This window comes from Paenibacillus sp. FSL L8-0708 (genome assembly GCF_038009325.1).
Taxonomy (GTDB): Bacteria; Bacillota; Bacilli; order Paenibacillales; family Paenibacillaceae; genus Paenibacillus_AQ; species Paenibacillus_AQ odorifer.
Map to the genome: position 1 here is coordinate 4169146 of NZ_JBBPBC010000001.1, position 11808 is coordinate 4180953.

Annotated in this window: 17 protein-coding genes; 1 reads left to right on the forward strand and 16 read right to left on the reverse strand. The window is 41.2% G+C overall.

Annotated elements, in window-relative coordinates; genetic code table 11:
• Positions 1–10: 10 nt before the first annotated feature.
• Entirely contained in the window at positions 11–298 is a 288-nt protein-coding gene (locus tag NYE58_RS19670; protein ID WP_076143581.1) for a helix-turn-helix domain-containing protein, read from the reverse strand.
• A complete protein-coding gene (locus NYE58_RS19675; protein WP_341002790.1) occupies positions 291–488 on the reverse strand; it encodes a hypothetical protein in 198 nt (65 codons plus the stop codon). The genes NYE58_RS19670 and NYE58_RS19675 overlap by 8 nt, the downstream gene beginning before the upstream one ends.
• Before the next feature lie 135 nt (positions 489–623).
• Here NYE58_RS19675 and NYE58_RS19680 point away from each other — a divergent pair, with 135 nt between their 5' ends.
• Positions 624–851, forward strand: coding sequence for a hypothetical protein (locus tag NYE58_RS19680; RefSeq protein WP_340398129.1), 228 nt, complete (start codon positions 624–626; stop codon positions 849–851).
• A gap of 71 nt (positions 852–922) precedes the next feature.
• Here the strand turns inward: NYE58_RS19680 and NYE58_RS19685 are convergent, their stop codons facing one another.
• The 14 genes from NYE58_RS19685 to NYE58_RS19750 all read right to left on the reverse strand — a co-directional run bounded on the left by NYE58_RS19685 (position 923) and on the right by NYE58_RS19750 (position 11800).
• The gene (locus NYE58_RS19685) at positions 923–1228 is read right to left on the reverse strand and encodes an STAS-like domain-containing protein (protein WP_076201060.1); all 306 of its coding nucleotides are present in this window, start codon (positions 1226–1228) and stop codon (positions 923–925) included.
• The gene (locus tag NYE58_RS19690) at positions 1219–2112 is read right to left on the reverse strand and encodes a hypothetical protein (RefSeq protein ID WP_076201058.1); all 894 of its coding nucleotides are present in this window, start codon (positions 2110–2112) and stop codon (positions 1219–1221) included. Before NYE58_RS19690 ends, NYE58_RS19685 begins: the two co-directional genes overlap by 10 nt.
• Before the next feature lie 101 nt (positions 2113–2213).
• Positions 2214–2576 (reverse strand): phage holin, LLH family, encoded by a 363-nt coding sequence (locus tag NYE58_RS19695; RefSeq protein WP_341002794.1) that lies wholly within the window; start codon positions 2574–2576, stop codon positions 2214–2216.
• Between the two features lie 11 nt (positions 2577–2587).
• Positions 2588–3505, reverse strand: a complete 918-nt coding sequence (locus NYE58_RS19700; RefSeq protein ID WP_341002797.1) for a peptidoglycan recognition protein family protein — start codon at positions 3503–3505, stop codon at positions 2588–2590.
• Positions 3492–3878, reverse strand: coding sequence for a hypothetical protein (locus NYE58_RS19705; protein WP_341002799.1), 387 nt, complete (start codon positions 3876–3878; stop codon positions 3492–3494). Before NYE58_RS19705 ends, NYE58_RS19700 begins: the two co-directional genes overlap by 14 nt.
• Positions 3865–4059 (reverse strand): hypothetical protein, encoded by a 195-nt coding sequence (locus NYE58_RS19710; RefSeq protein ID WP_076138980.1) that lies wholly within the window; start codon positions 4057–4059, stop codon positions 3865–3867. The genes NYE58_RS19705 and NYE58_RS19710 overlap by 14 nt, the downstream gene beginning before the upstream one ends.
• A gap of 1 nt (position 4060) precedes the next feature.
• Positions 4061–4360 carry a hypothetical protein gene (locus NYE58_RS19715; RefSeq protein WP_076138979.1) on the reverse strand — a complete coding sequence of 100 codons (300 nt, stop codon included), beginning with the start codon at positions 4358–4360 and terminating at the stop codon, positions 4061–4063.
• Positions 4361–4452: 92 nt separating this feature from the next.
• The gene (locus tag NYE58_RS19720; RefSeq protein WP_341002801.1) at positions 4453–4671 is read right to left on the reverse strand and encodes a hypothetical protein; all 219 of its coding nucleotides are present in this window, start codon (positions 4669–4671) and stop codon (positions 4453–4455) included.
• A gap of 63 nt (positions 4672–4734) precedes the next feature.
• Positions 4735–5571 (reverse strand): hypothetical protein, encoded by an 837-nt coding sequence (locus NYE58_RS19725; protein ID WP_341002804.1) that lies wholly within the window; start codon positions 5569–5571, stop codon positions 4735–4737.
• A gap of 2 nt (positions 5572–5573) precedes the next feature.
• Positions 5574–6122 (reverse strand): hypothetical protein, encoded by a 549-nt coding sequence (locus NYE58_RS19730; protein ID WP_341002807.1) that lies wholly within the window; start codon positions 6120–6122, stop codon positions 5574–5576.
• A gap of 66 nt (positions 6123–6188) precedes the next feature.
• A complete protein-coding gene (locus NYE58_RS19735; RefSeq protein WP_341002810.1) occupies positions 6189–8318 on the reverse strand; it encodes a prophage endopeptidase tail family protein in 2130 nt (709 codons plus the stop codon).
• A 59-nt stretch (positions 8319–8377) separates the two neighbouring features.
• Positions 8378–8992: a hypothetical protein gene (locus NYE58_RS19740; RefSeq protein WP_076143554.1), complete on the reverse strand. Its 615-nt coding sequence runs from the start codon at positions 8990–8992 to the stop codon at positions 8378–8380.
• Between the two features lie 162 nt (positions 8993–9154).
• Positions 9155–10258 (reverse strand): EpsG family protein, encoded by a 1104-nt coding sequence (locus NYE58_RS19745; protein WP_341002812.1) that lies wholly within the window; start codon positions 10256–10258, stop codon positions 9155–9157.
• A 117-nt stretch (positions 10259–10375) separates the two neighbouring features.
• On the reverse strand, positions 10376–11800 hold the full coding sequence (locus NYE58_RS19750) for a hypothetical protein (protein WP_341002814.1): 1425 nt from the start codon (positions 11798–11800) through the stop codon (positions 10376–10378).
• Positions 11801–11808: the final 8 nt, after the last annotated feature.

Consider the following 11808-nt stretch of genomic DNA (forward strand, 5'->3'; position numbering starts at 1 on the left):
GTCTACCCTCCTAATAATCTGTCCAATAATCTATATTACTTCCATCTATCCCCCATGATATCGCTGCTGGCTGATCCTTTATGCGCTCCCATCCTTCCAATACTAAGGCGGTTTCTGGTTGCTTTCCACTTTGCCACTGAATGTAAGACTCATCGGCTAACTCTTGAAGACCTGCCCTTATTTTGTCTGAAGTCCGTCCGCTCTTAGTCTCTAGCTGTTCCATTGTCGGCATATAGCCGTGATGTACTGACGAATGTCGCATGATCATCAGTAGCTTACGGGCAGTATCGCTAAGCATAACGCTGATCCTGTACAGGTTGCCAAGCAAGGATATTGGAGACTAAGAAGACTCTGGGGGCACATGTTGAAAGGCAAGTGGCTCGAATCCTGCCATCACGGATACCAAGAACCTCAATTTTACGCTGCGTGATTTTGCCGGATTTATCCTCATATACGATTTCTACCGTCTGGCCGATGCATATTTTCATGTGATCGCCTCCATAAATAAGAACGTTTGTTTGTATTATAACCAAACATGCGTTCGTTAATCAATGGGAAAGAATGTATATATCGCTTCTAATCAAATATTAATTTATAATGATAAAAAATACCGGGGTGTGGTTATGGACAAAAAACTAAAGCAAAGTTTGAAGGTTGCGGCTGTTAGAGAGGAAATGATTGTAGTATGGCTCATGAATGGGGAAAAGATAAAGGGAACTGCGGAGGTGTCAGTAGATCCAGAGAGAATAAAGATTAATTCAATTGACGGACCAGTGTGGGTTCCTTTAATTGAGGTGGAGAGTATTTCACGAGTCATCAGATTACGGATTGAAGGAGAAACGAAAGAATGATTCATGTATTCGGAAACAAAAAGAACATTGCCTGTATGGCAATGTTCTGAAATCAAATTATGGAAATCATTCTAAACCCCAAGGGGCTTTTTTTTTTCATTTACTTCAAAAGTAAATCGGCGTTTGATTGCATCATTTATGGCCTTAGATGAATCCACAAAAATAATGTTTCTTTTGATTTGTTCAAAATTGTAGACATCAAGAAGATCAATTAATGCTGAGTTCAGAAACGATGACGAAACGCTATCAACTCCATCAAATGAAAGTGCAACTTTGTTGTTTTTCTGAATTTCGTCGGTGATCAGATGTCTGATTTTGTCTCCGTCAGCATTCGTGTAGCAATGAGCTACATGATCAAGAACTTTAATTAGTCCCATGCGAAATCCTCCCTGTCATTCAAGATATTCTCAATTGTATCTGTTCGCAAGTTAATTTCGATGAGTGTTCCCGGATAAAACACTCGCTTTAATCGGCTACTCATCTGAATACCTTCGTTTTTGTATTTACACTCTAATATACCATAGTTAGAGTGTATGTAAACACTGCCCATGTTATTCAGTACAACATTATGTATTAATGTATCTAACCCGGCCCCTCTATTTCTCGGTGTACTTTTTGTTGAAATTCCTTGTTTCACTGCTTCTTTTATTGCTTGTGCGTCATTCAATGATGGATGAAGTTTTTGTAAGTTGTATGGTATTCCTACACCAAAATCAGAAATTGCAATGCATATTTTATTTTCTTTGGGGTAATGCTGAATAAAAGCACAGCCAATGTGCTCCGTAGAATGATCATTAATGTTGTTGAAAATTTCTTGAAAACACATTTTATAATCAGCAAGGGATTCAGTGGTAATGCCCAATTTCCCGGACATCCAGAATATCACTTTCTGAAACCATTGGTAACTCTCATTTATCGTCACCAAAGTTAGGGGAATCGTTGTTGGACGCGGTTCAGCGTTGGGTCTTATTTTTTCATTCAAGTATCTTTCGAAATAAAGGGAGTCATCCAAATAACACATTGAGTTAATTTTTTCAAAATAGTTTATTTTGGGATATGTATATTCCAGATCTATTCCTTTGTCGATCAACCACTCGGTTATATTACTAAGAACGGTCACACCAACAGGTTCAATAAACTTCAAGGTATTGAACATAAACTCAAATGAATCAGCCTTCGGTTGTCTGTCATCATCGATAATTTCGTTAATGAAATTGTACATCGTAGCTCTGTTCATCTTTTCAGGTAGGTATACTTTCAACAATTGACCCTCTTTTCTTTTGATAGAGTTAACTATACAACATATTTGTAATATTATTCAAATAAAAAATGCCCACCAGCCGAAGCCAGTGGGCATATGAATTATTGCTTGGTTAACACCGTCGCTTTGTACTTCAGGTAAGCATCCTCAACTGCTGCGCGGATTTCCTCAGTGGATACCTTTATCCCTTTGGCTGCCAATTGATCTGAAGAATAGAGAAGCGCCTGCTGTAGCTTCTCTTCTCCACCCAGATCCTTGTAAACGGTCTGAGCAAAGGCAAAACCCTCTGAGGCAATTTTATGCAACAGTTCCCGCTGAGATACAGATAGCTTTGCGTCAAACCATGAATTTGCCTTCTGTTGTAGCAACGCTACTGCTCGCAAAATCACAGTAGCCACTACACCAACAATAGCCAATGCAACGGCAGTAATATACGGTTGAGCTTGGTCAATAATTGGTTGCATTTAAATCTCTCCTATTCTTTTGGCATACCAGCAGCTGCCCGCAGGTGATTCGCCGTATTATTGTAGAACGACATCGCTGTCTTATCTCCCTTAACCTTTGCTGCCATCCAGCCCGGTGACAACCAACGAAACACAAGCTCCTGAACGTTGCTCTTAGGTAGCTGCGTGAAAGGCGCTACTGATCCTGGTTGCAATGGGATGCAAGCAGCCAGCCGAAGATTATTCGCCAGATTGTGCAGGTGTAACGTACCTACCGAATCACCGACCTCCCGAGCTGCGAACCACGCCGGGGAAACATAATCATCAATAAGTGTCTGGGCTACATTGGCCGGCAACTGCACTACGGTAGGCGCCACAATCACAGCTGGCTCCTCCTGCATTTCTCTGGCCACATCATAGAGTAGATCCTTGAGTGTCTTTCCGATAGTCTTCAGTGCCTGGTCAACATCACTCTTGCGGGTCGGGTCCAGCTGTTTATGGCTTGGGATATGAGTCAGCGGGTTAAGCTTCCACATGTCGCAGCAATAGGCCAGATACCAGACGAAACGCTTGTACGCATCAAGGGTATTGATCTTGCCTCCATAGCACAATTCCACTCCTAGAGCGATGTCATTAGCGTCATCCCCATAAAGCTTATTATCAGTGGTTACGTTATATAGGACATGCCATGCACGCTCAGCTGGATCGGGTCCAGTTCCTGTTGGGATAATCTCCAAAATCTTCTTGTCATCGATGAATACCTGTGCGGAGGCTGAACGGTTAATTAGGGTCTGGAAATAATTGAAGTGATTATCCGCTGTGGCTCCGGGATTTCCGGTATCATGGGCAACTAAAAAGCCCGGCGTTCCCGATACAAGTCGGGTGCCGGGCCGAACGTTCTGTCGCTTGTTGATGTAACGTCGCTCAATTGGATATTTATTTTTGATCATATTCTTCATCGTCTCCTTTTTTATCAATCTTCCGCAACTGTACAAACTGATCGTAGCGTCCAGAATGTGTCAACCATGCCAAAGAGATCAGTCCACCAGTTGTCCCAATCTGTGCAATTGTCCAGCCTTGCAGTAGCCACTCAGATAATTCGGGACTGGAGAATCCAAACACGGCAGATGCCCGAATTAAAAAGACGATCAGCATTTTAAACGTGTAAGCCCCCAAGAAAAAAAGCATCGCCAGCATGAAGACACTGACGACGCCTTTTTGAAACCTATCGTGAAAATATGATCTGTGCTTGAACAAGATGTAAATCGCCGTCAAAATTGCTATGACATAAAGCAGCAGCAATAAAACATCAATGAATCCCATGGTGATCCCCCTTATCGTAAACCAGGTATCGAGCAAATCGATTTCGTTCGATCTCTTCCTGTATTTCTTTTGACGACTCTTTATAACGAAGAATCGTCAGTGCCACCCGGCGAGATGCGGTTTCCATCTCTTTCTCTTTCTTTTTATGCCAGGAGAATCGTTTGATTAATTTACTCAACACGTTATCCTCCCCTATCCTGGTCATTACCGCTGGCAGCAGCATGATCTATTTTCAGTCTTTGTAGCACCTCTAGTGTCGGAGCCATAAAGTCGGCTCGTTCTTTATCCAGAATTGCCTGTAATCGGTCGCGGTCCTCTTCAGCGCGATCTAACAGTTCTCGCGGAACTAGATCGCCTTTCATTACTGCCCTCCACTGTAAGATCACAAAAAACAGCAGTACAAGCGCAACCAGATAAGCAAGGCCGTATTTGTCTGCTAGCGGTAGCAGCTTTTCTAAGTTCGATACATCGTTACTATTCATTCCCCCGCTCCCTTCTCTCTCTGTTTAGGTTAAATCAACCTCGAATCGGTTCCGAGGGCGCAAAAAAACACGCTCCATGTTGGGCGCGCCTTCTACGTTACAATTTCATCTGTTTTGCCCTCAGTCTCTTCTGACGGAGGTTCTTTAAGTTTCTGGAGATCTGCAAGTGCTTCACAAACCTTAATATCAATAGCCTCAAGAATCTCTTGGTGTCGGCTGGGATGGTGATTTAGAACGACGGAAATAATATCTACAACTTCTTGCACCGGCTGAGTGAGATCGATGGTTACGCCAATATTTGTTATTTTCATAAGTGTTAGTTCCTTTCTAAAAAAGTAAAAAAGCCCCGCCTATGGCGAGACTCACTGTAAGTATTACAGATCAATGTCGAAAATTATGGTCAATCCACCTGCATCTTCATAGGCCTTTAGCACTTTCTGCATTGCCTGTTTCTGCTGTTTCGAAAGTGTCATATCATAATGACGGCTTTCCCCTGAAGATCTAATAATGACCTTCTCAGCATTTGCGATTTTCCGAACCATATCAATGGTATCTTTATCAATGTACATTTCGTAATACTCCCAAACCCCATTGCTGTTGTTGTCTCTTACGACTTCTGAGTATTCAGGAGCGATCTCGAAAATCTCGCCATCAGCATTAATGGTGTACTTATCAATGAAAACCCAATCATCCCCAGCATATTGGATTTTAAAGCGCGGATTAGAGATAACGCCATCCTTGGACTTTGAGAAATATACATACACATCGTTCTCATCTACGAACTCAGAAGTTGACTGAGCGTAGAAGAATGAGATCTCACGTACTTCATCCTTGCGCTCTCGAAGGCCGGACAACGCTTGTTTGACCTCTTCTGGAGACTTGGTTGGTTCAACTTCATCTGGAGACGGCGAAGATGATACATCCCCCACTTCATTGCTAGTCTCCTTATACAATTCAGTTGTCCAGGTTAAGACTTCCTTGGTCTTTGGATCTTCTGGATAATGACTGTTCAAAGTATCCCCAGCAGTTAGAAGACTTTTGTAATCCCCAGACTCATAATATTTCTTGGCCTCATTATATAAGTTGTCCAGGCTTGGAGCCGCTGTTACAACAGGCGAAGGAGACGGGCTTGGCTCAGCAAGTTCATTATTAGATGAGCACCCTGACAATAGAATAACGACTAGCAGCAGATAATTTATTTTTCTGTTCATTTCTATTTCTGCAACTCAGCAATCTGAGCATCAATCTCGGCGAGTTGCTTTTGAAGATCAGCTAGTTCATCCTTGCGCTGTTCGACCAGTTTTTTATATTCTTCAGCCGACTCTGCTGCTCTTTTTCCAAGGTCTCCGTTGTTTTCCATTTCTTTTGCCATGGATTCATATATTCCGATTGTCTTTTCTAGGTCTGTAATATTAAACTCTTTTTGTTTAATCGCAGCGACTATTTTTTCACGTGATTCAGCATCAGTTATCGTATTATTATTTGTACTGATTACATTTGAAGCATCTGCTTTATCACCCATAATTATTTTCTTCCCCTCCACATTCAGCTCCGTTCCGGTTGCCTCTGAAATGGCACGAACTGGCGCATATGCAGAACCGTTGATAATGACGGCATCACCAATCTTCGTTCCATCCCCCTTCTGAACTGTAAATAATCCTTGCACCTTAGCACCAATTAACGGCGAGCTCGCAGCTGCAAAACCGATTGATCCGCCAAGCATAAGTGCAGCCGACGTAATGATTATAATCTTCTTTTTCAATGTCTGACCTCCCAATATAGTAATATACCAAGTATATCCAAGAGGGCTGCGAGATGGTAGGACATTTTAAGAGACTGCGAATGTACCTCCCCAGTTAACTGCTCCAGCAATACCATGATTATGAGTTCCGAGGTTAACTGTGTGCGAGTGGTTTGCATTGGCTTTTCCAGCAAGTGCTGACCATATAGCATTTAGTTCAGCTTGAAGTGTTGTTCCCGTTGACTCATCCAATATTTTCCCCCACGATGGTAACCTTACAAAATCAGAAATAGGATCTAGCTTAACACCATTACCTGATACAGTTGTTCTCCCATAACCACTCAGAATAAACCCTGACGTCGGAGAATTAAATATTGTTGATTCATTACCGTTAGAAAGTAATCTGATTTTACTGACCCCGCCATCATAAGCCGGAATCAATATCCCGCTGTTTGGATCTGAGTATACTCCGAATGCTATAGATGAAGGATCGATCTCTACTCGTGGATAAATACCAGGTGCAGCCGTTCTTATTTGGGCTCCTGTTACAATTCCACCCGTATAAAATCCCTCTTCGGCGTAAACATATCCCGCAGCACTGACGGTAAATCTTCCGTAGCCAACATTGATGGATGATCCGACAATAGATCCATTCTCCATGTAAGAATTTTCAACCCTGCCAGTAAGAGTAATGGATCTCGCTACTACGTTTCCTGCCATGTCTACTCGAAATGGTGCGCTATTAAAGTCTGCATGCCCTGAGCTGATGCCATTGGTGTTAATCTTGGTGATATTATTACCTTCTCCAATCTCCATAGAGACAAAGTTACCTAGAATACCAACGACAGCCGGAGCTGATACTCCATTTGCGGTTATTGCCGTCATGGCCGTAGCGCCGCCGTCTCGAGTAACAATGATTCCGTTAGACGTCATAATGACTTGATCGAGAGCATTAACAGTAGACTGAAGTACTATCCCTCTACCGTCATACTTAATCTCTGTCTTAGATGCGTTGATGTCGATAACAGCCTGCTTTGCAAACTCCTCGAAAGCTGAAGCGCGAACCCGGCCGCCTGATAATAGATCATTTAGAATCTGTTTGCTCCGCTCGAGATCTGCCAGCACCTGCGTATCATCCCGCATCTGATAATTGGAGAGAGTAGCTTGGCTATGTTTATCCATGGAGAAAGGATATTCTGTAAGTTCCATCACCCGGCAACTCACTCGCTGTAACTCCATATCAGGATCATAAGCGTAGACCGTATCTCCTAATCTCGGTTGTTGCTCATCTGGATCAATCTTATGAATATCTGCTGCACTTACACCTATTTCAAACTCAGGCATTTCCTTTTTACGAAGAGCCTCGCGGGTGGCTATTAGCAACTCTTCTGGATCTTCAATGTTTTGATCGATCATTTCTCCGTCATAGAAGGTGTTGACGTTATTGGTCCAGTATTGAGCATAAGGTGAGATCAGGTAATTGACAGCCATTTTATTGTCTACGATTGCACCAGGAACGGACTGCAGAAGGCTGCGCTCTTCGGTGGTCAGGAAGTCGGCAGATAAGCCAATGAATGTCCGACCGTCCTTCATCTGCGAGAACATCCGTGTTGTCAGATTCGAATTATCATCCTTGAAACTATCGCTGATGATATTCTTACGGATCCGGTACTCAAAGCCATCATCGCTGCCAATACGCTTGTATAGGTGAATCACAGTATTATCCGGTTCGATCTCACAACCATAAAGATTGACAGCGTCCTGCAATGCCGCCAGCGCCGTGGTCGCTCCCCAGTCTTTTACGTCTCGGAGATCGAAAGTATTGTGCAGAACAAAGGTGTACACATAACCAGTTGCGGCGCTAATCTTATCTAACAACACACTAATATGAACACCATACGCCTCATCGACATATTGATCATACGGAATCTTGAAGTCGATCATCTTAAACATGATATGTGTGCAGAGAACTTGAGCGCTGATTATCTTGTTGTTACGATCCCGGGCGCGTGATTGAACGACATAAAATTGGCCACGCTCGTCTTGAACGTGGCCTTTAGGTATGATCTTTTCTTTGTAGTCATCGCTCGTCATCGGAACAGTGAAGGAGATTTCATAATCGCTATTAAGTCGACGTCGGCGTTGAACGTCGGTGGATGCGACCAGCAGGCCGGTTGGGGCTCGGTTGCGGTCAAAGGATTTAAGGTGCTGCTGCATGTCGGTGGCTCCTTTCAATAATTCAAAAGACACTTCAGGATCGAAGTGTCTTTTGAATGTTAATTATGATAGTGATTATTCCAAGCATTTAGGGCAGTCATAATACGTTCTTCCAGTGAGCTCTGAGGCTTAACAGGAGCCTCGTGCCATTTAGCTCCTTCAGCTACACAATGGAGCTTAACTTTATCATTATAGATATCTATGTGCACCTTATCAACACTAAATTCCCCTATATCCTTACCAAATCTCAGCTTTTTAATCGGAGAGATTGGATGTGGATTAGCAGGATAGTTATCATATTGGCTAACATAATAGTACATTCTTGAATGGATTTCGTTCTCAGTAATTTCATTAATTACCGACATCATATCTTCAATTTCACTGAAATCAAGTTCAAACTGGAGTTCTAATTTGTGGATTAGGTTTAATGCTTGCCTTCTTTCGGCACCATTTATTGAATCATATCCGCTTTTGGTTTCCACCTGGTTTCTGAGAATAGATATTAATCCCGCTGATGTATACTGGTCAGTAAATGAGTTGTAGTCATCCTTTAGAACAGAGGAGATTTCCTTAAGTAACATTTCTTGATGTGGCGTCAATTCAGTTTTACCAATTTCAAATTCACTTAACTCTGGCAAAATATTCCCACCTTGTTTGACATCATTTTTTTTCATCTGCGATACCCCTCATCTCAAATTTAGGAAAACAAGAGTTATACGTAGACAATAAAAAAAGGTAACACATTTTTCCAAATTACTAATGAAGGTGAGAGTTAGTGCGCAGTATCGTCCTACTGTCTTTGTAGAACTCTTAATCGGATTACTTCAACAAGCTTATCAATTAAAGATGATAAGCTTGTAAGTCGAGTAAAATTCATAAGCATATTCCGTAATTTGATTGTAACTTAAAATGAAAAAAAAGATCATACAACACACTAATATACCTGCCAGTACTCTTCTGCTATTAATCTCAAACGCTTGCAAAGCAGTCGGAATTGCAAAAATATAAAAGCAGTAAAAGTACATTTCTAGTCGCGGCATTATTGAAAAATAATTCATGTATTGCATTACTTTCAGAGTAAGAAAAACAGCCATAGCCATCATTGGAATCCCGATTTTTTGTTCTGTCTTTTCACCCACTGTCGCACCTATGTTTGGCCTATTCTTTAACTTTGTTATTATGAACAACCAACATAATAATAATAACCCCGTTATTACAGCATATAAAATGCTGCTATGCATGCCGTTTGATGTTTCAATAAAGACATAGTATTCTATCCTCGTGTTCATCAGAGGACGTAATAGATCGATATATTTTATCAAAAATACATAGGACAAAATACATCCACCCATGACAAAAGACAGTTTTGAAAAACTCGACTTAGAAAACTTGTTATAGAAAAAGTAGAAAGGAATTAATATTAAGGCAGTTACGTGAAATAAGGAAGCGAAATAAATCCACAACACATATTTAATTAGTTGTTTTCTTTTTACGTACCTGCTCGCAAACATAAATACACTAAGCGCTATCGATTGCCTGATCGCCGATAAAGAATAGAAGAATAAATCAAAATATGCCAAAAATAAAAACATGGCTAACCATTTATGTTTTGTGAGGTTCTCTTCAATCGCCTTGTATAGTAATACATAATTAAATATAGCAACTACGAGTAATAAGTAATTAAACGGCAACCCTAGATAAGATATAAATTTATTCAAAAAAATATACCCAGGCTCAAACGCATCCAAAGAAATCCCATCTCTAATTCGGTCGAATGCTGCATTGTAAGTGAAAAAGTCCGCACCAAAACCATACCTCAATGAAGTCATAATAATAAGGAATCCGATTGCTATCCTTTTAAAAATATTTGATTTCCTTGGTAAAATTTCACTTAATAGATATAGTGCAGTAGGTATAAAAATAATTAAAAAATAATTCATCTAAGAACCTCTTTCAATTGTTTCGTCAGATTCGGCAATATTTAGAAATTATCTTTGAAACTGAGAATAATGTCAAGAGGTCTTACGACATTTTAGCAAATCCGTTACCATACGCCTTTATGTCACGTTAACCACTTTCCCAAATATCGTGTCTGGCGCGTTATTATAACCTGCATTATTAACATAAGCATTTAAAGGGAAATCACAGTTGATCCAAACCATAGGATATTGACTATAAATAGATACATTGCCAAAAGCGGGGTCTAAATCTTTGCATCCAATAAGCGTAACATTGTGGCAATTATCTGCGCTTAGGAAGGATGCTCCGTTATTTCCCTCATTTAGTAAATTTCCATTGTATCCCAGACACCCGGTTGCTGTGAATTCCGTTACATTTTTTAAGTCAATATGATTATGCTTTGTCAACTCTGATCCACAACCGGACATGACTATTGTGTTACAGTCACTAAATACATAACTAATTAGTATGTCATCTGAAGCACACGAAACAAGGGACATATAGTAGTATTTGTAGAAATAGTACCCGTACCCTGTGCAGCGCAGCGCCCAACAATTACTCATGTATATGCTGGTTCCGTTAAGTGTTGGATTATCAAAGTAGAATCCATTTACACAATTGCTGGCGAATACCTTATCAAATTTAGATACCAAGACTCCACTACCATAAATACCATGGGTTCCAAATCCACTAACCCAAACAGCAGTGAGTGATGTATTAAATACCACACCCCCAATAAATGGTAAGATGCTTATACCGATTTGAACATTAGATTTAACTGCTGAAACATTGTTTAAGAATAAGTTTTCGATATATATACCGTTTGCTGTACATTCAATCGCTGAACCTATCGAAGTTGAAGCGTCGAAATTAAATATAGAACCACTCAGCGGAATTAAGTTTTGTCTATCATCTTGGATGTTTGATCCCACTATACGGATGTTTTTGTTGATGGTTAACCCATTTGTCAATCGAAATGAGCGATCAGGTATATAGATACTGCTACCTGCAGGAGCCGAATTGAAGATGTTTTGTATCGCGTTATAATCATCAGTTATGTTATCGCCTTTAGCTCCCACCATAGGGGGGGGAGGGTATAGAATATTAATCGGCTCCGTCCCAACTCGAAGCGTATTTTCCGCCAACTGCGTAGCAGTCTGTTCCCATTCTTCATTGAGCCGATCCGGCAGCGTGGCATGTGTGACGCCAGTAAAAGGATTGTAACGAGAGGCTGCAGCTTCTGGTCCGCTGTCCCCGGATATGATAGCTTGGTCCAGCTCGGTCTTGATGATATCAAGGCCTTCTTTGATATTCTCAGCACCAATAATCTCGCCTTCATAGGTTACATGCTCTGCCGGATGGGCTGCCGTAGACGCTTTGTGTGTTGTAATGTCGCTCTGCGCCCCAGTGATCCGGCCTTCGTGGTTGGTTAGGTCTGTCTGAATATCGGCATAGTTGTCATTGTGCCGTTGTAGGTTCACAAGATCGAGGAGCTTCGTAATAGTCCGTCGATTAAAAATCATATTCTCAG

What these genes read in the sequence shown, in the direction of transcription:
- NYE58_RS19670 (WP_076143581.1), bottom strand. Translation starts at nt 298, where the DNA reads ATGCTTAGCGATACTGCCCGTAAGCTACTGATGATCATGCGACATTCG.
- NYE58_RS19675 (WP_341002790.1), bottom strand. Translation starts at nt 488, where the DNA reads ATGAAAATATGCATCGGCCAGACGGTAGAAATCGTATATGAGGATAAA.
- NYE58_RS19680 (WP_340398129.1), top strand. Translation starts at nt 624, where the DNA reads ATGGACAAAAAACTAAAGCAAAGTTTGAAGGTTGCGGCTGTTAGAGAG.
- NYE58_RS19685 (WP_076201060.1), bottom strand. Translation starts at nt 1,228, where the DNA reads ATGGGACTAATTAAAGTTCTTGATCATGTAGCTCATTGCTACACGAAT.
- NYE58_RS19695 (WP_341002794.1), bottom strand. Translation starts at nt 2,576, where the DNA reads ATGCAACCAATTATTGACCAAGCTCAACCGTATATTACTGCCGTTGCA.
- NYE58_RS19700 (WP_341002797.1), bottom strand. Translation starts at nt 3,505, where the DNA reads ATGATCAAAAATAAATATCCAATTGAGCGACGTTACATCAACAAGCGA.
- NYE58_RS19705 (WP_341002799.1), bottom strand. Translation starts at nt 3,878, where the DNA reads ATGGGATTCATTGATGTTTTATTGCTGCTGCTTTATGTCATAGCAATT.
- NYE58_RS19715 (WP_076138979.1), bottom strand. Translation starts at nt 4,360, where the DNA reads ATGAATAGTAACGATGTATCGAACTTAGAAAAGCTGCTACCGCTAGCA.
- NYE58_RS19720 (WP_341002801.1), bottom strand. Translation starts at nt 4,671, where the DNA reads ATGAAAATAACAAATATTGGCGTAACCATCGATCTCACTCAGCCGGTG.
- NYE58_RS19725 (WP_341002804.1), bottom strand. Translation starts at nt 5,571, where the DNA reads ATGAACAGAAAAATAAATTATCTGCTGCTAGTCGTTATTCTATTGTCA.
- NYE58_RS19735 (WP_341002810.1), bottom strand. Translation starts at nt 8,318, where the DNA reads ATGCAGCAGCACCTTAAATCCTTTGACCGCAACCGAGCCCCAACCGGC.
- NYE58_RS19740 (WP_076143554.1), bottom strand. Translation starts at nt 8,992, where the DNA reads ATGAAAAAAAATGATGTCAAACAAGGTGGGAATATTTTGCCAGAGTTA.
- NYE58_RS19745 (WP_341002812.1), bottom strand. Translation starts at nt 10,258, where the DNA reads ATGAATTATTTTTTAATTATTTTTATACCTACTGCACTATATCTATTA.
- NYE58_RS19750 (WP_341002814.1), bottom strand. Translation starts at nt 11,800, where the DNA reads ATGATTTTTAATCGACGGACTATTACGAAGCTCCTCGATCTTGTGAAC.